The 23046-nt window shown below is 51.5% G+C and carries 19 protein-coding genes; 8 read left to right on the top strand and 11 right to left on the bottom strand.

Annotated elements, in window-relative coordinates:
• From QF010_RS29255 to acs, 4 genes are all read right to left on the bottom strand, one after another.
• Window positions 1–699 carry an ABC transporter permease gene (locus tag QF010_RS29255; RefSeq protein ID WP_008154328.1) on the bottom strand — a complete coding sequence of 233 codons (699 nt, stop codon included), beginning with the start codon at window positions 697–699 and terminating at the stop codon, window positions 1–3.
• A complete protein-coding gene (locus tag QF010_RS29250; protein ID WP_033056744.1) occupies window positions 696–1385 on the bottom strand; it encodes an ABC transporter permease in 690 nt (229 codons plus the stop codon). The genes QF010_RS29255 and QF010_RS29250 overlap by 4 nt, the downstream gene beginning before the upstream one ends.
• Before the next feature lie 91 nt (window positions 1386–1476).
• Window positions 1477–2250: an ABC transporter substrate-binding protein gene (locus QF010_RS29245; protein ID WP_033056745.1), complete on the bottom strand. Its 774-nt coding sequence runs from the start codon at window positions 2248–2250 to the stop codon at window positions 1477–1479.
• Window positions 2251–2949: 699 nt separating this feature from the next.
• Window positions 2950–4905: an acetate--CoA ligase gene (gene acs / locus QF010_RS29240; protein ID WP_033056746.1), complete on the bottom strand. Its 1956-nt coding sequence runs from the start codon at window positions 4903–4905 to the stop codon at window positions 2950–2952.
• Between the two features lie 414 nt (window positions 4906–5319).
• On the opposite strand from acs, the gene QF010_RS29235 reads away from it, so the two are divergent.
• From QF010_RS29235 to QF010_RS29225, 3 genes are all read left to right on the top strand, one after another.
• Window positions 5320–5583 (top strand): DUF2790 domain-containing protein, encoded by a 264-nt coding sequence (locus QF010_RS29235; protein WP_008145979.1) that lies wholly within the window; start codon window positions 5320–5322, stop codon window positions 5581–5583.
• Between the two features lie 188 nt (window positions 5584–5771).
• Window positions 5772–6047 carry a hypothetical protein gene (locus tag QF010_RS29230; protein WP_033056747.1) on the top strand — a complete coding sequence of 92 codons (276 nt, stop codon included), beginning with the start codon at window positions 5772–5774 and terminating at the stop codon, window positions 6045–6047.
• Between the two features lie 518 nt (window positions 6048–6565).
• Entirely contained in the window at window positions 6566–7816 is a 1251-nt protein-coding gene (locus tag QF010_RS29225; RefSeq protein ID WP_008034875.1) for a ribonucleotide-diphosphate reductase subunit beta, read from the top strand.
• Window positions 7817–7950: 134 nt separating this feature from the next.
• Here QF010_RS29225 and QF010_RS29220 read toward each other — a convergent pair whose 3' ends face one another.
• The 5 genes from QF010_RS29220 to QF010_RS29200 form a co-directional block, all read right to left on the bottom strand.
• Window positions 7951–10035: an AIPR family protein gene (locus tag QF010_RS29220; RefSeq protein ID WP_429534482.1), complete on the bottom strand. Its 2085-nt coding sequence runs from the start codon at window positions 10033–10035 to the stop codon at window positions 7951–7953.
• Window positions 10036–10070: 35 nt separating this feature from the next.
• Window positions 10071–11006: a PD-(D/E)XK motif protein gene (locus QF010_RS29215; RefSeq protein WP_429534481.1), complete on the bottom strand. Its 936-nt coding sequence runs from the start codon at window positions 11004–11006 to the stop codon at window positions 10071–10073.
• A complete protein-coding gene (locus QF010_RS29210; protein ID WP_429534480.1) occupies window positions 10996–13725 on the bottom strand; it encodes a Z1 domain-containing protein in 2730 nt (909 codons plus the stop codon). The genes QF010_RS29215 and QF010_RS29210 overlap by 11 nt, the downstream gene beginning before the upstream one ends.
• Window positions 13722–15140: an ATP-binding protein gene (locus tag QF010_RS29205; protein ID WP_429534479.1), complete on the bottom strand. Its 1419-nt coding sequence runs from the start codon at window positions 15138–15140 to the stop codon at window positions 13722–13724. Before QF010_RS29205 ends, QF010_RS29210 begins: the two co-directional genes overlap by 4 nt.
• A 361-nt stretch (window positions 15141–15501) precedes the next feature.
• The gene (locus QF010_RS29200) at window positions 15502–17082 is read right to left on the bottom strand and encodes a DNA cytosine methyltransferase (protein ID WP_429534478.1); all 1581 of its coding nucleotides are present in this window, start codon (window positions 17080–17082) and stop codon (window positions 15502–15504) included.
• Between the two features lie 27 nt (window positions 17083–17109).
• Here QF010_RS29200 and QF010_RS29195 point away from each other — a divergent pair, with 27 nt between their 5' ends.
• The 3 genes from QF010_RS29195 (at window position 17110) to QF010_RS29185 (ending at window position 19702) form a co-directional block, all read left to right on the top strand.
• Complete coding sequence (locus QF010_RS29195) at window positions 17110–17529, top strand: very short patch repair endonuclease (RefSeq protein WP_429534477.1); 420 nt, start codon at window positions 17110–17112, stop codon at window positions 17527–17529.
• 382 nt (window positions 17530–17911) lie between these two features.
• Window positions 17912–18421, top strand: a complete 510-nt coding sequence (locus QF010_RS29190) for a BRO-N domain-containing protein (protein WP_429534476.1) — start codon at window positions 17912–17914, stop codon at window positions 18419–18421.
• Between the two features lie 291 nt (window positions 18422–18712).
• Window positions 18713–19702, top strand: a complete 990-nt coding sequence (locus QF010_RS29185) for a hypothetical protein (protein WP_429534475.1) — start codon at window positions 18713–18715, stop codon at window positions 19700–19702.
• A gap of 6 nt (window positions 19703–19708) precedes the next feature.
• On the opposite strand, the gene QF010_RS29180 is transcribed toward QF010_RS29185, so the two are convergent.
• Window positions 19709–20524: a sulfite exporter TauE/SafE family protein gene (locus QF010_RS29180; protein ID WP_429534474.1), complete on the bottom strand. Its 816-nt coding sequence runs from the start codon at window positions 20522–20524 to the stop codon at window positions 19709–19711.
• 111 nt (window positions 20525–20635) lie between these two features.
• Between QF010_RS29180 and QF010_RS29175 the strand changes: the two genes are divergently transcribed.
• Both QF010_RS29175 and QF010_RS29170 read left to right on the top strand, forming a co-directional pair.
• Window positions 20636–21403: an AraC family transcriptional regulator gene (locus QF010_RS29175; RefSeq protein WP_429534473.1), complete on the top strand. Its 768-nt coding sequence runs from the start codon at window positions 20636–20638 to the stop codon at window positions 21401–21403.
• A gap of 93 nt (window positions 21404–21496) precedes the next feature.
• Complete coding sequence (locus QF010_RS29170) at window positions 21497–21814, top strand: helix-turn-helix domain-containing protein (RefSeq protein WP_033056760.1); 318 nt, start codon at window positions 21497–21499, stop codon at window positions 21812–21814.
• Window positions 21815–21863: 49 nt separating this feature from the next.
• On the opposite strand, the gene QF010_RS29165 is transcribed toward QF010_RS29170, so the two are convergent.
• Window positions 21864–22922 carry an MBL fold metallo-hydrolase gene (locus tag QF010_RS29165; protein ID WP_429534472.1) on the bottom strand — a complete coding sequence of 353 codons (1059 nt, stop codon included), beginning with the start codon at window positions 22920–22922 and terminating at the stop codon, window positions 21864–21866.
• Window positions 22923–23046: the final 124 nt, after the last annotated feature.

Genomic DNA, 23046 nt, shown 5'->3' with positions numbered 1-23046 from the left:
TCAGTGCTTCCGCGGGGCCAGATAGCCCAGCCAGCGGCGCTCGGCCAGTTTGAACATCCGCACCAGAATGAACGTCAGGCACAGGTAGAACACGCCAGCGGTGATGTAGGCTTCGAACGGCAGGTAGAACTGCGCGTTGACCGTGCGTGCGGCACCGGTGATGTCGATCAGGGTCACGATGGACGCCAGACTGGTGGTCTGCAACATCATGATCACTTCGTTGCTGTACTGCGGCAGCGCCCGGCGCAGGGCCGACGGCAGCAGGATGCGCTTGTACATCTTGTAGCGCGACATACCCATCGCCTTGGCCGCTTCGATCTCACCGTTCGGCGTGGCGCGCAGGCTGCCGGCGATGATTTCAGCGGTGTAGGCGCTGGTGTTGATCGCGAAGGCCAGGCACGCACAGAACGTCGCGCTGGACAGCCACGGCCAGAGGAAGCTTTCACGTACCGCTTCGAACTGCGCCAGACCGTAGTAGATCAAGAACAGCTGCACCAGCATCGGTGTGCCGCGGATCACGTAGGTGTAGAGCCAGGCGCTCATGTTGACGGCCGCGTTTTTCGAGACGCGCATCAAGCCCAGCGGCAAGGCGCACAGCAGGCCGAAAAACAGCGACAGCGCGAGCAATTTGAGGGTGGTCACCAGGCCGCCGAAGTACAGCGGCAGGGCCTCCCAAATGACGTTGTAGTCGAAGATCATAGATCAGCCGCCCTTACGCCTACCGAGTAGCGCTTCTCAAGGTGACGCAATGCCAACAACGAGACGCTGGTGATCACCAGGTACATTGCCGCCACTGCGAGGAAGAAGGTGAAAGGCTCGCGGGTGGCATCTGCCGCCTGCTTGGCCTTGAACATCATGTCTTGCAACCCCACCACCGAAATCAGCGCGGTGGCCTTGGTCAGGACCAGCCAGTTGTTGGTGAAGCCCGGAATCGCCAGGCGAATCATCTGCGGCACCAACACTCGGAAGAACACCTGAAAACTGCTCATGCCGTACGCCATGCCGGCTTCTGCCTGACCTTTCGGGATCGCCATGAAGGCTCCACGGAAGGTTTCCGACAGGTACGCACCGAAAATGAAGCCCAGGGTGCCGATACCGGCGGCCAACGGGTTGAGATCGATGTACTCGTCAAAACCGAGCAGCGGCGCGACGCGGTTGAGCAGGTCCTGACCACCGTAGAAAATCAGCAGGATCAGCACCAGGTCGGGAATCCCGCGGATCACCGTGGAATACAGATCGCCCAGCCAGGCCAGCCAGCGAATCGGGGACAGACGCAGCGCAACGCCGATCAGACCCAGAACAATGGCCAAGACCATGGACGACAAGGCGAGCTGAAGCGTCAGCCATGCGCCATCGAGGATGACAGCCCCGTAGCCTTTCAACATGATTCAGGTCCTCGAAAAGGGGGATGAAAAAATGGCGCAAACCTCAGAGATCCTGTTGCTTGCGCCATTTCGGACTTGTCGCCGGGACGTGTTACTTGCCGTAGATATCGAAGGCGAAGTATTTGTCCTGGATTTGCTTGTACTTGCCGTTCTCGCGAATGGCGGTGATCGCAGTGTTGACCTTGTCTTTCAGTGCGTCACCCTTGCGAACTGCGATACCCACGCCGTCGCCGAAGTATTTGACGTCGGTGAAGGCCGGGCCAACGAAGGCGAAACCTTTGCCAGCGTCGGTTTTCAGGAAACCGTCATCCAGCAGCGTAGCGTCTGCCACGGTGCCGTCGAGGCGACCGGCAGCGACGTCGAGGTAAATTTCGTTTTGCGAACCGTAAGGCTTGATCTCGGCACCCAGCGGGGCCAGGACTTCGCGGGCGAAACGCTCGTGGATCGAACCACGTTGCACGCCGATGTTCTTGCCCTTGAGCTCAGCCAGGCTGTCGCTGACTGGAGTGCCGGCCTTCATGACCAGGCGAGCCGGGGTGTTGTAGTACTTGTTGGTGAAGTCCACGGACTTCTTGCGGTCTTCAGTGATCGACATGGACGACAGGATCGCGTCGATCTTGCGCACTTTGAGTGCCGGGATCAGACCGTCGAACTCTTGCTCGACCCAGACGCACTTGACCTTCATCTCTTCGCACAGAGCGTTGCCGATGTCGTAGTCGAAACCAACGATGCTGCCGTCCGGCGCTTTGGAAGCGAATGGAGGGTAAGCCGCTTCGATACCAATTTTCAGAGGCTTTTCATCGGCGAAAGTCGGCAGGGACAGCACGGACAGTGCCAGGGCGCCAAGCAGCACGAGTTTCTTCATCTTGGGACTCCATCGGTAAAGGGCTAAAACGGCAGAGTGAGCGACAGCCCAATATGCGAATGAGTGGAACCGCAAAGCGGTGCTGCGCTGTAGGAATCGCGCGCTTTTTTCAACGCGAGCAACAACGAGCGAGTGATCGGCATTCTAACGACAGGCCCGAAGCCGATATTTCTTCAATGCGACAACTAATTACAGAAGCACCGAGAAAGCCGCTTGGGCGCGTTGACAGCCTTGCAAATTCATGCAAGAGCAAAAGACAGTGAACCGATCTATGCTGCAAATTGCGGGCCTATTATTGGCAAACCCTTCTAATCCGGCAAGCGCAGCGTTGTGTCTTATTTTTTGCGGGGGCTGGAGAGGCCCGGGAATGGGGCTTTGCGTTTCCCAATGCCCCGTATGGGAGCGAGCGGTTACACATTCAGTTACTTGGATGGGTGTGGGTAACAGTGGGAATTGACCTTCGGGCGAAGCCGATAATTATTGGGCGTTGTTTATGCGGTGTCTGATCGGGCCTCTTCGCGGGCAAGCCCGCTCCCACAGGGATTTGTGGTGTGAATGAAATCTAAGTCATCCCCGAAAAACCTGTGGGAGCGGGCTTGCCCGCGATGAGGCCAGAACTGCCCAAACAAAAACAACAGCCAACAAAAAGCCCCACCAGACTCATCATCTGGCGGGGCTTTGGTGACTCAAGAACCGCGGTTATGCGACGTTCATGATCTTGTGTTCATCAATCAAATGCTGCACCACACCCGGATCGGCCAGGGTGGAGATATCCCCCAACCCATCGTATTCGGCCGTAGCAATCTTGCGCAGAATCCGGCGCATGATTTTGCCCGAACGGGTTTTCGGCAGGCCCGGCGCCCATTGGATGACATCCGGCGAAGCAATCGGACCAATCTCTTTACGGACCCAGTTTTTCAGCTCCAGACGCAGCTGCTCGCTCGGCTCTTCGCCACCGATCAACGTGACATAGACATAAATGCCCTGCCCTTTGATGTCGTGCGGCACACCGACCACCGCCGCTTCGGCGACTTTCGGGTGGGCGACCATCGCGCTTTCAATCTCGGCGGTCCCCATGCGGTGGCCGGACACGTTGAGCACGTCATCCACGCGACCGGTAATCCAGTAGTAACCGTCTTCATCGCGACGCGCGCCGTCACCGGTGAAGTACATGCCACGGAAGGTCTTGAAGTAAGTATCGACGAAGCGGTCATGGTCGCCATACAGCGTGCGCGCCTGGCCTGGCCACGAATCGAGAATCACCAGGTTGCCCTCGGCAACGCCTTCGAGGATGTTGCCCAGGTTGTCCACCAGGGCCGGCACCACACCGAAGAACGGACGTGCCGCTGAACCCGGCTTGAGGCCATGAGCGCCCGGCAGCGGGCTCATCATGTTGCCGCCGGTTTCGGTCTGCCACCAGGTGTCGACGATCGGGCAACGGGATTGGCCGACGTTCTTGTAGTACCAGTCCCACGCTTCCGGGTTGATCGGCTCACCGACCGAACCCAACAGACGCAAGCTGCTGCCATCAGCGCCTTCAACGGCGGCTTTGCCCGACGCCATCATCGCGCGGATCGCGGTTGGCGCGGTGTAGAGGATGTTGACCTTATGCTTGTCGACGATCTTCGCCACCCGGGTGATGTCCGGATAGTTCGGCACGCCTTCGAACAGCACGGTGGTCGCGCCGTTGGCCAATGGGCCGTAAACGATATAAGTGTGGCCGGTGACCCAGCCGACGTCGGCGGTGCACCAGTAGACTTCGCCTGGGCGGTAGTCGAACACGCGCTCGTGGGTCATCGCCGCGTACAACAGATAACCACCGGTGGTGTGCTGCACGCCTTTAGGCTTGCCGGTCGAACCGGAGGTATAAAGAATGAACAGCGCTTCTTCAGCGCCCATTTCTTTCGGCGCGCACACAGTGCCCGCTACTTTCATCAGGTCTTCGAACCAGATATCGCGATGCTGGTTCCACTTGATGTCGCCACCGGTGCGCTTGCACACGATGACTTTCTGAATGCTGCTGGTTTCCGGGTTGGTCAGCGCGTCGTCGACGTTGGACTTGAGCGGGATCTTCTTGCCGGCACGAACACCTTCGTCAGCAGTGATCACCACTTTGGATTTGCAGTCGATGATCCGACCGGCCAGGGCTTCCGGCGAGAAACCACCGAACACCACCGAGTGAATCGCGCCGATCCGGGTACACGCCAGCATGGCGACCACGGCTTCGGGAATCATCGGCATATAGATAGTCACCACGTCGCCACGGTGCACATCCTGGCCGCGCAGGGCGTTGGCGAACTTGCAGACTTGTTCGTGCAGCTCGCGATAGGTGATGTTGCGGCTTTCGGCTGGGTCATCCCCTTCCCAAATAATCGCGACTTGATCGCCGCGCTCGGCCAGATGACGGTCGAGGCAGTTGTAGGAAACGTTCAGGGTGCCGTCGGCGAACCATTTGATGTCGACGTGGTGATCGTCGAAGGAAGTCTGTTTCACCGTGGTGAAAGGCTTGATCCAGTCGAGGCGCTTGGCTTGCTCGCGCCAGAAGCCGTCCGGGTTAACGACGGACTGCTGGTACATGGCCTTGTAGGTCGCCTCATCAGTCAGCGTGTTGGCCGCAACCTCGGGACGAACGGGATACAGAGAAGCCGCACTCATCTTTGTTACCTCGGTGGAATAGTTGTTTTTGTATGACCCAGTTGTAGCCGGGCCGGGCCTATAGAACCATTCGACGATGGTAGTAACAAGCCCCTACAAAATGTGGCTATACCTCGTCGAGGTGCTCAAGAGCGGTGATTTCAGGGGCTTTGGGCATTTATGACATTGGCTTCATCAGCAAGCCAAAGGTCGCTTTTCGAGGATTGTTACAGGATCTGCCAATAGTGTTTATCAAAAGCACGCCTATATGAATGTAAACCCCACGCCTAAAATCAGCCTCGCCAACAAGGCAACGTGATTAACCAAGTTGCAGCCCCCACGAAGGCAGTTAATCCAAAACCTAGTACTTAAGTTCTACACGCAACCCCAAAAAGGTTGCGTGACCCCATTCGACCTCTAAAAGGTAAATCTGAAATGAAAGCTTTATTAGTTCTGGCCCTCAGCAGCCTGTGCGCAACCGCCATGGCAGACGAGGTCCCGACTGATGTCGCGCAGCAGCAACCCGCCGTCGAGGAATACACTTACTCCACTCACCTGGACATCGCCAAAGTTATCTCCATGAGCGAAATCCCGAATGTGTGCGAAGTTGTTCCGGCGAAAATGGAATACGACGACTCCAAAGGCCAACGCCACATTCTGCGCTACAGCGTCATGGGTAACGGCTGCTCTAACGGCTAATCACCCGCTCTTACTCCCCCAAGGTTCGACCCACCCGCCCGCTATTAAGGCAGATGAAGCGCCGAACCTTATACATCGATAAATACGATTGAATTAAGCGTTTATTTGCGCTTTTTAATCAAATTAACTGGCGTAGTATCAATTCCACACCCAAGGCACAAAACGCCAACGAACCTGGAGCCACTACCATGAAAACCAAACTGATCCTCGCCCTGACCCTCTCCGTCCTGGCCGCTAACACCTTCGCCGCTGACGGCTACGACCGCACGGGCTCGGCTGCTTACACCACGCAAGCGGCTGTCGCTTCTGACGGTTACGACCATACCGGTTCGGCGTCTTTTGCCTCCGATGGCTCCGACCACACAGGCGCTGCCAAGCTCGCTTCTGACGGTTTTGATCACACCGGCGCTGCCAAAGTCGCTGCCGATGGTGCGGACCACGTGGGTGCAGCTCGCCTCAGCTGATCATCGAGCGTGACTTTACAGCCCGACCTCGGTCGGGCTTAGTTGTGTCTGGAGCCATCGAAAACCGACTCAAAACACAACATGTAGTGAAAAAGGCGGTTTTCTGGCTGTTTTTTGAACAAAAAAATTGCCCGCCAAAATTTATGAAAAAAAATCTGCACCCGCGACATCCAGCCAAAGCCCTGTAAACCCTCGCTCCGACCGAAAAACCCGCCTTCTCGTCCGCTCCATGCGCGGATTCGCCCCACCACGACCGCAAAAATTTCCCTATAATGCCGCCTTAAACGGGCCTGCAATATTCCCTTACAGGGATAACAGCCAGTCTGAAGCCCACGCCGAAGTCTTCACCGATTTCTGCGCCCCTCAGAGGCTCTCGGAACCCCGTACAAAATTATGTTTATTTGCCTGCGTGTACCGCTGCAAAAAACGCTATCCAACGCGGCCAGTACGGTCGTGTGAAAAACCAACCTATCAGTTTTCACACGGGCATCTGGCCCTCACGCAGGAGACGACACGTCATGCTGAGCTGGGACGAATTCGACAAAGAAGACAGCGGCGAAACCGTTGTAAAAGGCGCCAACGCTGGGCACGCAACTGAAGCCAACATGGACCGCCTCGACACCGCTGGCGGCGTCGCGGCTCAAGAAGCCCGCGCTGTAACCGCGTCCGACTCCGCCGCAATCGCCCGTGCAAAAGCTGCCCTGGACAACCTCGACATCGCCGAAGGCCTCGCCGAACTCGAAGGCGCCTCCGCCCGTGTGGCGGTCGACGAAAAGCGCATGATCAACTGCCGCGCCGACCTCAACCAGCTCGTTCCTTTCAAGTACGACTGGGCCTGGCAAAAGTACCTGGACGGCTGCGCAAACCACTGGATGCCGCAAGAAGTCAACATGACCGCCGACATCGCCCTCTGGAAAGACCCGGAAGGCCTGACCGACGACGAGCGCCGCATCGTCATGCGCAACCTCGGCTTCTTCTCCACCGCCGACTCCCTGGTTGCCAACAACCTGGTCCTGGCCGTGTACCGCCTGATCACCAACCCGGAATGCCGCCAGTACATCCTGCGCCAGGCGTTCGAAGAGGCGATCCACACTCACGCCTACCAGTACTGCATCGAATCGTTGGCCATGGATGAAGGCGAGATCTTCAACATGTACCACGAGATCCCATCGGTCGCGAAGAAAGCCACCTGGGGCCTCAAATACACCCGTTCGATCTCCGATCCGAAGTTCGAAACCGGCACCGTCGAAACCGACAAAGAGTTGCTGCGCAACCTGATCGCCTACTACTGCGTTCTGGAAGGCATCTTCTTCTACTGCGGCTTCACCCAGATCCTCTCCATGGGCCGCCGCAACAAAATGACCGGCGTCGCCGAGCAGTTCCAATACATCCTGCGCGACGAATCCATGCACCTGAACTTCGGCATCGACGTGATCAACCAGATCAAAATCGAAAACCCACACTTGTGGGACGCTGAAATGAAGGAAGAAGCTTCGCAGATGATTCTGCAGGGCACTCAGCTGGAAATCGAATACGCGCGTGACACCATGCCTCGTGGGGTGTTGGGGATGAATGCGGCGATGATGGAGGACTACCTGAAGTTCATCGCTAACCGTCGTCTGTCGCAGATTGGGTTGAAGGAAGAGTATCCAGGGACGACTAACCCGTTCCCTTGGATGAGCGAGATTATGGACTTGAAGAAAGAGAAGAATTTCTTTGAGACTCGGGTTATTGAGTATCAGACTGGTGGTGCGCTTAGCTGGGATTGATTAAAAATTAAAATAAAAAAAGCCCTGAATACAGGGCTTTTTATTTATATCGAAAAATGTCACTTCAGCTATGCAGCATTTAAAACCTAAGCAGGTTTCAGAAGACCTATGAACGCCCCCCACAAATGCGCCCACTAGAGTGCTAAATATCCAAGCTCGATTAACTTGTTTCTAACTTTCCAAATTTCGATGCACTGTTTTTCAGTAGGCAATTTCTTGGGGATTAATGTAGCGCCACGCAACAAACTGATTTGCTTAGGGCTGAGCTTATCTTTTTTCACACCCCAGTTAAGCATCCTAGTCCATTCCATACCCGGCACATCCACTACCAACATCTGGATTTCTATACCATCATCTAGCTTTTGAGTAACCTTGGAGCTCTCGGAGGCTTCATGAACACCTTTCAAATCTTGTAGCGTTTGGATAAAACTAGAACTTAACGTTATCTTGCAATCCCTGACCTGCTCCCAACAAGCTTGCATCTTCGCCCACTCAGTAACGTTATCTTTAGGCCGATCAGGATCTGTCAGCACTTGGAAAACATACTTTGCGATAATAGCTATCTGGTCTACCAGGAACTCATCGATACGCTGTCGATCCCAAATACTACGCAAATTCAATTGCTTACCAAGCTGCTCTTCGGCGATTAGATTATGCAGTTTCGCTATTGAGTAAGTTACAATGTTGGCACGATACCCCCCCTGATACCAGTCTTGCTGAGTTACAATTGATTCAGTACTACGAAAAATAATAGCTAAAGCTATTAGAGAACGAAAATACTCTTCAGTGTAGTTTCTCCCATCGCTGGCCCAAGACTTTGAAATAGCATCAGCGAAGAACATGAAATTTTTCTGCGCCCCCATACTCACTTTATGGGGCTGCTCCTTCCATGTATTTTCGTATTTAGCTACATCAGTTTTGGTAAACAACTGACTCCTTGGATTTTGCAATTGGAACTGAGTTTTCTGAGAGGACGTAAGTTTAGTCTGCTCATTAACATACTGTCCTCGAGCACGTTCGTAAAACCAATGAGTGCCGTGTTGTGCCCCCCCAACAGGAGATGTAAATAACCTACGTGAAAAATCTTCCAACCGTACGTGAAAGGGATGATTCGAAAAGAAATCCGCATCACTAACTTTGTTTTGGCTGTTGGCAAATCGAGCTATTTCAGGAGTTAATACCCCCGCTCTCTCCGGCGGCAGAACAGACAACTTCATTTGGACCATTACTTTAGATAGATCTGCCACATCTTTTTTACCGCTCCCGCCCCGCTTCGCAAGCGCTAAAGATGCAGTGGTTTGGCCGCCGTTTACGATCTGTAAATTCGTAGCACTCTGTATTCGCAAGCTTCCACTTTCTGAACACAAAACTATATTTTCGGCTGTTGCAGCTATACCATTATTAAAAGCAAAAAACATTTCTGGTTGAGTGCGAATAGTGTTCTGAATGGCGGAGTTGACCTTACCTTTGGCACTCAGAAACGTCCGAACATTGCCCTCTAAAAGCCTGCTACCATACTTTTCATAAATATCAGCTAAAGAATCGCCTGGTATCATACAAAGATAAGCTTTGTATTCGCCCTCAGAATGCGCTGCTGCAAGGCACGGTAACCCCCTACCCTCCACCTCTGAAAAGTCAACAGTTAACTCATCACGACCAGTCGCGGAGACATAAGCGGAATGGAAACGACCTACATCCCAAATGTGCAGCTCCACAGCAGTACCATTTATATCTTGTTCCAACCAATCTTTGGTTCGGGTTTTTAACAAACCGTCACTAATCAAATAAAATCGATACTTGGATATTTTCGAATGCCAATCCATCAAGTCGCTGGCAAGGCCATAACCTGGCTGGCTTTCATCCACACTACCATCTGTTAATGTGCCATCAAGGGACTCTTCTAAGAAAGCTCGAAGCATGCCAAATGTCTTCTGAACATCTGACGTATTAAATGTCGAGATTTCGTCCTCATTGAAAAATTCGCAAACCATTAAAGATAGTGAATTATCAGCATCATCGAATGAATACCCATCAACAAGAAGTTTCCTTCTTTTAGCTAGGCCTTCAAAGCGACAAACTTCAAAACCTAGTAATTCCTCTGCCCCTGTCAGCATCTCCCCACATTCTTCAACAAAACTGGCCCTCACAAAATCTTTAGAAGACTCAGCTCTTGCGCGAACCGTCTCAATTAAATCTCGATGATAATCGATCAGTTCCATTACATCCCCTCAACAATAATCAAGAAATCAAGAAATCAAGAAATCTTAAAAATCTCACATTCCGTCAAGCTCAGTTCGTACTTGACCTTACTTACACCAACAGGCAGACAACGAGGAGTAATACAAGGAAACCCTACGTGCACACCAAAAACCGCAACGTTACGAACGACCAAATTCAACGCATCATATTCAGGGCGCAGAATGTAACCTGCCTTAAACAATAAATTATCAAACAGCAATCTTGCTTGATAATTAGGTTTCAATAAATTCTGAATTTCACCAACCATAGAATTCAAAGTAAATGCACCTTGCGAAGCAACAGCACAATTTCCAAGTTCTATCACCACCAAATCAATCGAACGAAGTTTAGTATCCAACTGTGTTTCTGACGAAATTTTTATAACGTCACAACCGGGCCTAATGGTTTTAATCTCCCAAGCATGGCTCTGAGCTTGGAAGTCCTGATCAGCTCGACTCGGCCCCACCCAAGCACCTACCGCAGCTAATGCACCAATGGACTCAACTAGAGTTCGTAAATATAACAATTCACCGCACAAGCCGCGAATTTGGTTCTCCGAGAGCAGCCCCAGATCTCCTAATTCAAATAGCTGCCTCCAGCTTGCCAAGCGCCCAATTACAAACGCAAATGACTCGAGTAAATCAAAACTGGATCTTGACGACTCTATGAGATCTTCACAAAACAGAGAAAACAGTTCTAATAGCCTAATGTCTTCAAGAATTAAAAAGAGTGACCATCGACCATCGTCTCGCTCCGAAGACTTTACTAGCACAGCTCTCATGTCGCTTTGCACTGCTGGCTCCGATGGGCAAATCAACAATAGAGCTCTACGCCCATCACTATCAATGCCGACATAAAAATCCAACACATGCGTAGTATCAAATCTCCTAAACCCAACACCCGTTTTATCTGACCTTATAGAATCCCATAGAGTCTCAATCTTAATCGACATCTTCATCGTCCTCATCAGTTGCGTCGGAGCCTGATGTCTGTCCGGACAGTATATTTCTAAGTTCAACCAAGTTAATACGATAAGAAATACGGTGCGTAGCTCCACTAAGAGCCGGAAAACTTAAACCTATTGCTACCAATGCCTCACATTCCAGAGGTAATATATATTTCTCTCCTGAAATCGAGGACTCTATGAAGTGTATTAAAAGGAGGGGTGCCGGTCGTATTTCTGTATAAGCTTTTCCCGGCACAGTTATTTTACTTTCATTTGAAGCATTAGCCCAAAACTTATCTTCAGCACTTTTTATTTCATTTTTTGTTAACCCAATCGTCTCATCAGATGACGAGCCGACGCGCATTTTCTTACCGTTCACCAATAGTGACCGAGTATCGTCGTCCAGCAAGACCGTGCGCTGGCGTTGTTTCAACTCTAACCCAGGTACGACCGTCAAAGACGCCCCTTTTCCTCCTGGGATGCCAACATCCCAATAGGCGAGTTTCGAATCTGATGAGCGCTCAATAAAGTCTGCCAAACTAGAGGTTTGTAATTTTATACTTAAGGGGTGACTCACAAATCGCCTGAGAAATCCGACAACAAGGTGTTTGGGGACTTTATTCCAAACCGGAAAATCATATGCGTTATTAAGTGGAATATCAGTAGCCAATAGGTTACGAAGTAGGTCCTGCGATGATTTATAATTACCCAACAAGACATGTGCGTCTTTCAATAATCTTGCTGACTCAAGACTTTCCTGCGTTATCGAAATAGTTTCGACAATCTCATCAGAATCACGCATTTTATTTCTGGCAGTGATCATTAGCGATTCCGGGTGCGATCTCACACGCAAACCGAAGTCTATTGGCTTAAGCCGTGAGACTTGCATGCGCCTTACTTCGTCCCGGAGCTCGTCAGTAGCGTCTGAAATATGTGAATACCAATCTGCAGTTTCATTCGACATCCATATTTTACAAAGATCTTCATATCCGACGCGATAACCAAACCAACGACCCATTTGAAGCAAAGCATCGTACATTTGCGTTCCGCGATAGAAGTAGCTCACGCACAAACCTTCTAAAGTTAATCCGCGCGCAAGGCTATTTCCCCCAACAGCAACGACGCGAAGCCCGTGCTCCTTATAAGCCGTATAATCCAAGCCAGCAGGTCCACTTTTTTGGTTTACTGCAGACACTTGTATTGGAAGGGCAGCAGCCGCAAGCGCGTGCTGCAACTCCGACCATTCAATGCCTAAGTTTGAGTAGAATTTTTCAAAGGTATTAAATAACTCGCGAATTGAGTTATTCCGCAGCGCATCTGTGATCGAAAGAGAAGCATAATTTTGAATATCTCCCTGGATTACTCGCAGTTCGTGGTCTAGTGCATCTCTAATTTGATTTTGAATTAGTGTAAAATGACTGACATTGACAAGCATGGATCGGTGCTTTGGCATCTGGGATCGAAGATCCATTAAAGCATTGACAATTATAAAACATCGAAGAGCATCAAGCATAGAACCAGGCAATCCCGATATGAAACTATCGGACTTCTGCCCTTTTGGAAAAAACTCTTCAGCGTCATTTATCTCTTCAAGACAATTTAAAGAAGCACCTTCACCAAAAATCCTTCGTGCTCCCACATAATTCGTAGGAGCATCAAGAGCATAGATAAAGTCCCGTGGAAATAGATCATCACCTTCCATGTCACTGGTAGTGTCAGGATTTATGAACACGTTTGCAAAGGGGGTAGCGGTGAATCCAACATAACTTGATCGAGGAAAAACTTTAAGGAGCCCCCTAATCCCCGCATTGATTGCAGTCGCCTTTTTGGGGTTTGTATTAATCGACGCATTGTCTGCCTCGTCATCTATCAGTAGAAGAGGTATATCTATACTATCAGCGGAACCTGAGTTAAAATTTATTAACCATGTAGCGAGATTCTCAAGTATTCGTTTATTTTTCTTAACTACTAGTAGAACTGGCTCTTTATAGTCTTTTAGTTTGAACCCTAACTGATTTACTGTGTCAGCTTTAAAATCACCCACGGTTGAGGTGAAAACTCCGGCAGACCGAGTAGCGTCGATCAAGCCGACACCGATTTCTTTTCGATGTCGTTTGCGATTATTAACAACTCCTGAGCTGTCCAATCCTACGAATCCTGCATCAAGACGCTCCTGAGTTTGTCGACGCAGACTTTCTAGTGTTCCAGTAAGCAATATTACTAATTTATATCCGGAGTCTGCTGCCTTGCAGATGAGCCCAGTATAATTTGACGTCTTCCCTGACTGAACATCCCCCATGACCAAGCCTCGTCTCGGCCAACCCGATCGACCATGCGGGTCTCCCATCAGGTCTAATATTTCGTCTGTCACTTTGTCTAGCGAATTCACAACCTTAGGACCCCACCCCTGTTTCAAAAGGTCGGTTTGATACCTGCTCCAATAAAAAGGTTCGATTTCCGCTTTTCGCGCTCTCAACCAAGGATTGTGTTCATCATATACGCAATTACCCATCCCCATATCTAACGTTAAAGATAAATGGAGGCGCTTTATAACTTCTTGAAACTCCTCATCGGTTACCGAGTAATTAGGTATCCTCCTCAACATCCCTGCCAAATCTAGTATTTCTGACTCGGTAGGAATACCATCAACAGTCAAAGTCGTAATAACACCAAGTTCGAGGCGCCTTGCATTGTTCGATATAACATTTTTCGAATGAGCGTTCAAATGGAAAACTCCTCAACTATCTTTTTTGTAATAATGGGATGAAGGTTAAATGGCTCAAGAAGATGAAGTGTGTTTAGAAGGCTTCTTCGTGCGACCGATTCTTCTGGCATATTCGTAAATAATGAACTCGCTAATAATCTCAGTTTCTCAGCCACGACCTCACTATTAAAGTCAGGTTTTACATCGGATGCCATTCTTGAGTACAGCGCTTCAGCCGGAAATGAGCTCTCAACAACGCTCAAAATAAGATTAAATTCCGACAACATACTTGAAGGGAGATTGCTCGCATATTCTTTAATCAAGGAGTGTTCGCGATTTATTTCAAATCTAACTCCACCACGATCGATTACCTCGTTCCATCCTGGTGACAATTCGGAGTTATCAACCTTCTTTCCACGAAATGTAATAGTCCGCCCACTGACGGAGCGAATACGTTCAATGGTGCGTTTTAAGTTTAATCTTACAGCTTCAGGAGGATGGGCCGCTGATTTTTTTATATCTAGAGTCCAAAGGTGATCTAATGAATTAGGTATATCCACCCTAACCCTAGCCAACTTGCTCAGCTCATCTTTCCTAGCCAACCTAAACCACGTACCCCAAATTATTAACCTTCGATTCCTATAAATATAAAAACCTTGAGAGTTTCTGAAACCCTCACTACCACCGGCTTGCTGCAACTCCGCATTAGACAACTTACTAGAGTGCGGCAGTATAAAAGGCTTTACTTTGACTTTGCGCCCTTCGACAGTGAAGCTTTCTTCATCCAAAGGTTGCGTAGACTTATGATCACTTAAAAAAGGGTCAGAGATGGGAAGAGAGGCTCCATTGATATAAATACCGATCTTCGGCTTATTACCCTCCTTGGTTAAAAATCTGTGAAACACTAAAGCTAAATGTTCACGAGCATACGTCATCTGGCGACCAATTGCCGCTTCTGCTGTGCCCTCTCCGGCAACAAGTTTATCGAGTTTCTGCCAGAGCACGATCGTACCAGAGGTCTGTGCTTCTAAATCCCGAAAGTGAGGTATTTCCTCATAGTCGCAAGCGTTTAACTCGAGCATCACCCACGCTCCACGCTCTACAACTATATCCAAATCCCAACAATAGGCACTAATATGGTTATCTTTTTTTGATAGGACAGTCATGCGTCGACATTGTGAGAGCGATGAGGTTTTCAGCCCAAGTCCATAACGTCCCATATCATCAACTGCACGCTCAATAAGCGGGTTTGTACTACCGTGCCGCATAGCATTTATCAGAATATCTGGAGACATTCCGAAACCATCGTCTATTATTGCGACGTACGGGTCATCGTACGGTCTAAACTCGATTCTAATTTTTTTAGCTGACGCCGAAATGCTGTTATCAATCAAATCTGCTAGTGCAGATTCTAGCGTGTATCCGATTGAACGCATCGACTCCATGAGCGAAGCGGCATGTGGGGGATGCTGAATCTCCCTCATAACACTGTTACCGCCGCCTTCGACTTGGGCAACGCTACTACGCTTTCCAACATTCCTTGTCTCCTAGCTCTTAAAAATCAAAGACTTAAGATAAATTTAGTCCGAAAATTCTTCTGAAAAGCTCCATACTCCGAACCTTCAGAAGCAGATAGCCCCCTTCAATGCCATGCCTTCGCCATCATTCTTTTCACAAAAATGTTTCCAACGCAAGTAAAGACAAACGTCCACATGGATTCTCAGAAAATCAAACAAAAAAAAGGCCTCGCATTTTGACAAAAACGCGAGACCAGTCGGACGATTAGCTACAGCCGTTCTATGCACCTTTTATGATCGATTCAACGATTTTTGCGATTTTTCCAGCAAGTAATGGCGGCACAGCATTACCGACTTGATGATACTGTTGAGTACGGTTACCTAGAAAAAAATAATTATCCGGAAATGTTTGGATACGGGCAGCTTCACGTACAGTCAAACTTCTACACTGATTCGGATCATAGTGAATAAAATAATGACCATCCTTGGATATATGACTGGTTATGGTTGAGGCAACTTGGCCTTTTAATTGAACCCTAAATCTATCGCTAAATTTTCCTGTCTCCCAATTTTTATGATCTGGTGCCAAGCCCGCCAAAGTGAACTCTTGATGCCCCTTGGGGGAGGTTAAATGCGCTTCACCAAATACGGCCGCGTAAACATATCGCCGAAGGTCGGAACTCATATGTCCGCGAGCCTCGTGATTAAGCCATACACCGAGCCGCTCGTCTGATAACCAACTATCAAGCCCCGGGACACCGACTCTACCAGACCAGCTGTTATTTTTTCTTACTCGTAGTCCGCCATTGTTTAATCTGCCACCGGAAAATGATTCTCGAAAAATCTTCAGTTTCATTTCGAGCTTAGGATCATTCTTTCCTGAAGCGACCAAATCAGATCGAAGCTCATCAAGATGATCGATAACTTGTCTGCACCAGGCGTCAGCGCTGTCCTGTCCTCTCGACAACGTGCTCCGAAGTGGCGGTAGCTTACCGATCATCTGCTCTACAGTAGGGCCTTTGGATGGCGTCAACTTATGCTCATGCAGCCCTTTAAGATAACGCTCAGATACTCCAACCAATATCACTCGATGCCTACTTTGCGGCACACCGTAATTTTCAGCCCGTATTACAAAATTATTGAGATCTAACTTAAGTGGATCATCTCCACTTTCATATACATCATCTGTCACCAACGAACATATTCTATATCTGTTTTCAGACTTGGCGGTTCCTCCTAACGCAAGATCGGGATCAGCAAGATCCTTAAGAATTTGCGGGAAAATTTGTTCACCCCCAACTTTTGACGATAAAATCCCCTTAACATTTTCCATTACAAAAATGGCTGGTTTTTTTCTTTGAATTATTCTTAAGTATTCTCTGTATAGAAAGTGCCGGTGATCGTCTTCGGCCTTGTATTCCAGATTCCCTTTGTTTCTTGCTCTTCCGACAATTGAATAAGCCTGGCAAGGAGGTCCGCCTATTAGAACCCAAGGCTTACGTGTATCTAGTCGATCTTCAAGTATCCGATCTAGCTCAGCATTCCCCTCGGGACTCCCTAGCTTGATCTGCCTCGCCTCTTTGTCAGCAATTTCCCACTCTTTGAAACTGCGTGACGTCCATGGGTGCTCGACTCCGGGGGTTTCGCAAAAATGGTAATAGTCGTCCAATGCAGCAGGATTATTTTTTTTCAGAGCGCGGTAGAAAGCTCGAAGTCGTAAAGTCGACCGAGCGAACGGATCCATTTCTGCGGAGACCAATACTTCAAAGCTTTGCCCCTCATTTAGGGAGGAAAAACCTTCACCAAGCCCTCCTGGCCCAGCGAAGAGATCAACGACCTGTAAAGGTTGATCAAAATTCATATGCTAATTCTGCCAAAGGTAAACTGAGTGGATATCGTAGATAGCGCGACCAGATCGAGGATGATGGCCGCCATTCGTGGAAAAAATACTGGTCCCGAAATTGTGGTCCGGAGGTATCTGCATGCCCACGGCTATCGATTTCGTATACATCGAAAAGACCTACCTGGAAAACCGGACATTGTAATGCCGAAGCTTCGTACCTGTATATTTGTCCATGGATGCTTTTGGCACCGTCATCCAGATTGCAAATACGCCTATACACCGAAAAGTAGGCTCGATTTTTGGTTGCCCAAATTCGCTAAAAACGTTGAGAGAGATCTGGCAACTCAGAGCGCGCTCCGTGCACTCGGGTGGAACGTGGTGATCATCTGGGAGTGTGAAACAAAAAAAATCGACTCATTACGCCACAAAATCAGCGAGGCGTTCGCTGCAAACTCTCAGGCGTAAACGTTGCAATTAGCGACTTGTTAATAATTTTCGAGGGTTGACCGCAGCGCTTTGGCTCCATAAGCTTTCGATTCGGCGCCTAAGAAACGCCTCAACCAGAGCGGTCCTCCGCACCCGACAGTCATGCGGCTTTTTTTCGTCTGCGGTTTCTCTACGCCTGCGAGAAAATCCCCGTTATGTCGGGAGTGGGCGAATACAAGACCCGAAAGGGGAATATGTCCGGCCCGTCTCTGGTGGGTTTCTTAGCTCCCGACACCCATAACGAATGCCCTAAGAAAGCAGCCAGAGGTAAAGGAAATGCCTGACTTCAAAACCTTCACGATGAAGGTGAATCGCTGTACCTGTAGATCCGTTCCCGCGCTTCCACTTCAGGAGGCACGCCATGTCTGAACCACTTTTGCCAACTCTGTTTACCCGCCATAAATCGCACCTGCATGCGCTTCTGGTAGAGAACCAGGCATGGTTCTGTGCTCATGAGCTAGGCCGGTTGATGGGCAAATATCTTGATGAGCGCATGCTGCGCAAACTCGATGCTGATCAGCGGCAGATGATGTGCGTGCAAACCTATGACACGGCCGCCGAACACTTGATGGTGAGTGAGTCCGGTGTGTATGCGCTTTTGGTCTATCACTACTGTCCCGAGTATCGCCAGCTTCGTGAGTGGCTGACGCATCAGGTTGTGCCTGCGTTGCGTGATGCCCGTCCGGTGCGTTTGGTCGAGCGTCCGACGTTGAGTGTGCTGAGTTGGCCGCAGATGTCGCTCAGCATGCTGCATTGGCAGGATGAGCCGTGGATTCGGCTGCGAGATATGCCCTGCTTGCTATCGGATGATCCGTTCAATCGCAAGGAATCCTGGTGGCGCAGGACTTCGCGGTTGCTGCGAGGATATTGATTGTTCACAAATCCGCTGTTTGAGTTTTCAGGCAGCGGATTTTTCTTGGATGAATAAACTGGGGCTGCTGCGCAGCCCAGCGGGAGCAAGCTCCCTCGCCACATTGAGTTGTGTTGCCACTGGGTCAGCGCGGGGCATTTAGACCGAGCGGGTGTTGGGAATCGCGAGCAGGCTCGCTCCCACAGGTTTGGTGTATTGCCGCAGTTTTTGCACTGTGATGAAAACAGTAAGTGCAACCCACCCCACCTCCCGCTATTAATACCCTTCCCCCCTCAAGGACCCGAGCCCACCATGAAATTCGACCTCGCCTACTGCCTCAGCCTCGACGACAAGCTGTCGATCTATGACGTGCGCGATTTGAATTTCGACGAGACCATGGAATTCGATTCCGCCAAAGAACATTTCCAATGCCCCAATGACAATTGCAGGGCGGCCTTCGATGCGGCGAATGTGTTGACGACGTTCAACGCCAAAAACGTGAATTACGTTCGCACCCCGCACTTCAAGAACACGCCCAGCACCCGGCATGTGGCGGATTGTCCTTATGTCAGCCTCAAGGCGTCGGCGTCAGGTGTGGACGCGGACGGTGCGGAAACGGATGACAGTCGCGAGGAGCATTTCCCGTCGGAGTTGTTGCTGACTCGGCGTGAGTATGTGCGTAAGCCGTCGAACCCTGCGGTGGCGGCGGATGTGATGCGGGACGATCCGAAGCCAACCACTGCGGCTAGCAACACAGAACACCCGAGCCATGAAACAGCGCCGGACAAGACCAGTGTCTTCGCCCACCCGGTGGAGTGTTTTGTGTCGAACTTCGAGGACAAGGACCTGCTCAAGCGCATGCCGCTGAAGATTGGCGAGCACACGGCGCCTTATGGGTCGTTCTTCAAGAAGATCGAGTATCTGCAAGACAATAAGGGGCTGATTTACTGGGGCAAGATCAAGGAGATCAAGGATTACACGCAGAGCTTTCGTATCGATTTCGAACAGAAGGTCTGGTTCAAGCAAGCGGACGAGGCGAAGAAGAAGCCTTATTCGGTCAATGTTTACCTGAGCAAAAAGCTGATCGACAACTACCGCAAGCGCAAAGCGTTTCTGGAAGAGATCAAGCACGCCTGTGAGAGCGGGAAAGAGTTGTATTGCTTCTTTTACGGTGTGACGCCGGAGTTGAAGCAGGTGCCGAGCAAAAAAAAACCCGAGCAGACGTTCGGGGTGTTCAGTGCGAATATTGAGAACCTGGATCACTTTATTGTTCGGGAAGCGCCGGGGTTGGAGGCGAAGTAACTGCGATTAACTCAGGCACAGGCTGATCATCACCAGCACCAGCAAACCGATATACACCCGCGCATGGGTTCGATCCGGTATCCGCCCAATCCAAGGCGTGGCCAACCGAATCCCCACCAGCGCCCCCACCGTCAAAACCGCAAACGCCAGCACATCCACATAACCAACAAACCACGGCCCCAGATCAAACTCGGTGAAACCGGCCATGGCCATGTAAGTCAGCGTCCCGGCCAACGCTACGGGCAAACTCAGCGGATTGGCCATGGACGTCGCCTGGGACATGCTCAACCCACAACGCCGCAATAACGGCACGGTCATGACGCTGCCGCCTACGCCGAGAAACGTGGCGATGGTGCCGATTCCTACACCGCCGCCAGACACTTCTGCCCTTCCCAATCGCCGTGGGATGGCGGTGTCGGATGCTGTAAGAAAGCCGCGTCGCAACAGGCAATCCGCGATGGTCACGGCCAGGTAGGCGATGAAGGTATAGCGAATCACCTCGCCACTCGCCCACATCGCCGCGACGGCGCCGACTACCGCGCCCACGCCGATAAACCCGCCCAATGGCCACAGGTAATGACGAATGAGATTTCCCGCGCGGCGGTGTTTTCCGGTGGCGATCGTGGCGTTGACGATCATTACGCAGGTCGAGGTTGCCACAGCAATGTGCATCGCCGATTGGCTGACGGGGTCGTCTGTGCCGTGGCTGGTCATGAGCATGCGGTACAGCAATGGCACGACGACGAAGCCGCCGCCGAAGCCGAACAGCACCGCGGTGATGCCGGTCATGCAGCCGAAGAGTGCCAGCAGGAGATAGAACATTGCGCGTCGTCCGTTGGTTGAGAGCGGTCGACGATAGAGCGATGCGCCTTGGCCTGCTTCAGCAAGTCAGCCAATAATGTTTGCGTTTACGCCAACCCCTGGGACTGCTCGATGCGCAATGTTTCGATTGATCTGCTGGACCACACGCCACGGTCGGTGGTGGCCATCGGTACGGATTATTCCCACGGCCATTTGTTGCCTCGTCATACACATCGACGGGCGCAATTGCTGTACGGCGCCACCGGGGTAATGCAGGTCAGCACGCTCGACGGCAGTTGGGTGGTGCCGCCGCAGCGGGCGGTGTGGATTCCGCCGGGGGTGGCGCATGAGGTGCTGATGCTGGGGGTGAGCACGCGCAGTGTGTATATCGAGCCGGGGGCGGTGGATCTGGGGGATCGCTGCCAGGTGATCAGCGTTTCGCCATTGATGCGGCATTTGCTGATGGAGGCGGTGGAGATCCCGCTGGCGTATGACGAACGCGGGCGCGACGGTACGCTGATCGGCTTGCTGCTGCATGAACTGGCGCGCAGCACTCACCTGCCGTTGCACATTCCGCTGCCCGTCGATGCGCGGCTGCTCGCGTTGTGCCAAGGCTTTGTGCAGCGGCCCGACGCCCACCAGTCGCCACAGCAATGGGCCGATCAGTTGCACATCAGCCTGCGTACGTTCAATCGCTTGTTCCGCCAACAAACCGGTATGAGTTTCAGCCAATGGCGGCAGCGGGCCTGCGTGGTGCTGGCTCTGGCGCGGCTGGTGGTGGGCGAACCGGTGACGCGCATTGCCCTGGATTTTGGCTATGACAGCCCGGCGGCGTTCTCCACGATGTTCCGCCGCGTACTGGGACAGGCGCCAACGGCCTGGCTGGACGGGACGAGATAGAACCGATCAAAAAATGAGTTTGATTCGGGCTCAAAACAACTGTACAAAAACACAGTATTTTTTGAATCAGCACTCTTGAGCCCGGAGAACACCATGGCCTCTCTTGCGATGAAAATCACCCTGGAACGTATCGCCCTTTTCCAATTCACCCCCGCGCATAGCGTTCAGGCCCGAGCGATGCTGGGTTGGAGTGTGGAGGAACTGTCTCGGGAATCCGGGGTTTCGGTTGACGCTATACAGCGATTTGAGGATGAGCGCGATGTGCTGGATGTTACGCGGCTAGCGTTGGCTTATCGGTTTGAATCGGAGGGGTTGGTGTTCTTCCCCGGGTTTGCGCCGGGTCGAGGGATGAATGTGAAAGGGTCTACGCCTGATCCGGTGGGGCGTGCGGATTATGCGATGGTTGAGTGAGGTGTCGGCCCGGGCCGCTTGCAGCGGTAAGCAGCCCGGCGACAGATCATCAAGCGTTCTGAGGCTCCACCTGCTCGCCAACGTTTTCCATCTCCGACCACCAAGTGCTACCTCGCAGCGGATACATCACATTGAACGCCTGACCCATCTGCGGCGTGGTAATCGACACATTCCGCTCCCATGCCAACGCCAGAATGCGGTCGAAAGGTTCGAACCAGGCATGCATCGACAAATCGAACGTGCCGTTGTGAATCGGTAATAACCAGCGCCCCTTGAGGTCGATGTGCGCCTGCAGGGTTTGCTCCGGCTGCATGTGCACATGCGGCCACTCGACGTTGTAGGCACCGGTTTCCATGAGTGTCAGGTCGAATGGGCCGTACTGTTCGCCGATGCGTTTGAAGCCGTCGAAATAACCGCTGTCGCCGCTGAAGAAGATTCGCGTGTCGCCGTCGATCATCACCCACGAGGCCCACAGCGTGCTGTTGCCATCGAACAGACCGCGGCCGGAAAAGTGTTGCGAAGGGGTGGCGATGAACTGAATTCCGTCGACCTCAGTGCCTTGCCACCAGTCCAGTTGTCGGACTTTGCTGGCGTCGATGCCCCATTTGATCAGGGTGTCGCCCACGCCCAGCGGCGTGAGGAAGTACTTGGCCTTGTCCGCCAGTTTGAGCACCGCTTGATAATCGAGGTGGTCGTAATGATCGTGGGACAGGATCACCGCTTCGATCGGCGGCAGTTCTTCGAGGCTGATCGGCGGCTGGTGAAAGCGCTTCGGGCCGGCCCATTGCACTGGTGAGGCGCGCTCGGCGAAGACCGGGTCGGTGATCCAGAATTTGTCCCGCAGTTTCAGCAGTACGGTGGAATGACCGAGACGGTAAACGCTGTGGTTGGGGGCGGCGATCAACGCTGCCTGAGTCAGGGTTTGCACCGGGACAGGCGCCATCGGGCGGGTGTTACGCGGTTTGTGGAAGATCATGTTCCACATGATGCGCACCATTTTGCGAAAGCCTTCACGTTGCACGGGCGCATGGTTTCGGAAGTGCCCTTCTGCCTGACGGGATGCTTCAGGTGTGGAGGCGTTGTCCGCAGGGGAAGTTGAAGTGGCCATGACTGAATGACTCCAGGAAAACCTCATGATTCGCAGTTTTCCGCTTAAGACGATAAATGGCCAAGGCACGCACGCATCAGCCGGAGATCTATTGTTCACTGCGCAGGATTAACAAAACATTACA

Origin of the sequence: Pseudomonas silensiensis, assembly GCF_050434865.1 — a bacterium.
Lineage (GTDB): Bacteria > Pseudomonadota > Gammaproteobacteria > Pseudomonadales > Pseudomonadaceae > Aquipseudomonas > Aquipseudomonas fluorescens_W.
This window is presented reverse-complemented; position numbering and strand designations above follow the sequence as displayed.

Coding starts and splice junctions, on each gene's coding strand:
- QF010_RS29255 (WP_008154328.1), bottom strand. CDS start 699: ATGATCTTCGACTACAACGTCATTTGGGAGGCCCTGCCGCTGTACTTC.
- QF010_RS29250 (WP_033056744.1), bottom strand. CDS start 1,385: ATGTTGAAAGGCTACGGGGCTGTCATCCTCGATGGCGCATGGCTGACG.
- QF010_RS29245 (WP_033056745.1), bottom strand. CDS start 2,250: ATGAAGAAACTCGTGCTGCTTGGCGCCCTGGCACTGTCCGTGCTGTCC.
- acs (WP_033056746.1), bottom strand. CDS start 4,905: ATGAGTGCGGCTTCTCTGTATCCCGTTCGTCCCGAGGTTGCGGCCAAC.
- QF010_RS29235 (WP_008145979.1), top strand. CDS start 5,320: ATGAAAGCTTTATTAGTTCTGGCCCTCAGCAGCCTGTGCGCAACCGCC.
- QF010_RS29230 (WP_033056747.1), top strand. CDS start 5,772: ATGAAAACCAAACTGATCCTCGCCCTGACCCTCTCCGTCCTGGCCGCT.
- QF010_RS29225 (WP_008034875.1), top strand. CDS start 6,566: ATGCTGAGCTGGGACGAATTCGACAAAGAAGACAGCGGCGAAACCGTT.
- QF010_RS29220 (WP_429534482.1), bottom strand. CDS start 10,035: ATGGAACTGATCGATTATCATCGAGATTTAATTGAGACGGTTCGCGCA.
- QF010_RS29215 (WP_429534481.1), bottom strand. CDS start 11,006: ATGTCGATTAAGATTGAGACTCTATGGGATTCTATAAGGTCAGATAAA.
- QF010_RS29205 (WP_429534479.1), bottom strand. CDS start 15,140: ATGCGTTCAATCGGATACACGCTAGAATCTGCACTAGCAGATTTGATT.
- QF010_RS29200 (WP_429534478.1), bottom strand. CDS start 17,082: ATGAATTTTGATCAACCTTTACAGGTCGTTGATCTCTTCGCTGGGCCA.
- QF010_RS29190 (WP_429534476.1), top strand. CDS start 17,912: ATGTCTGAACCACTTTTGCCAACTCTGTTTACCCGCCATAAATCGCAC.
- QF010_RS29185 (WP_429534475.1), top strand. CDS start 18,713: ATGAAATTCGACCTCGCCTACTGCCTCAGCCTCGACGACAAGCTGTCG.
- QF010_RS29180 (WP_429534474.1), bottom strand. CDS start 20,524: ATGTTCTATCTCCTGCTGGCACTCTTCGGCTGCATGACCGGCATCACC.
- QF010_RS29175 (WP_429534473.1), top strand. CDS start 20,636: ATGCGCAATGTTTCGATTGATCTGCTGGACCACACGCCACGGTCGGTG.
- QF010_RS29170 (WP_033056760.1), top strand. CDS start 21,497: ATGGCCTCTCTTGCGATGAAAATCACCCTGGAACGTATCGCCCTTTTC.
- QF010_RS29165 (WP_429534472.1), bottom strand. CDS start 22,922: ATGGCCACTTCAACTTCCCCTGCGGACAACGCCTCCACACCTGAAGCA.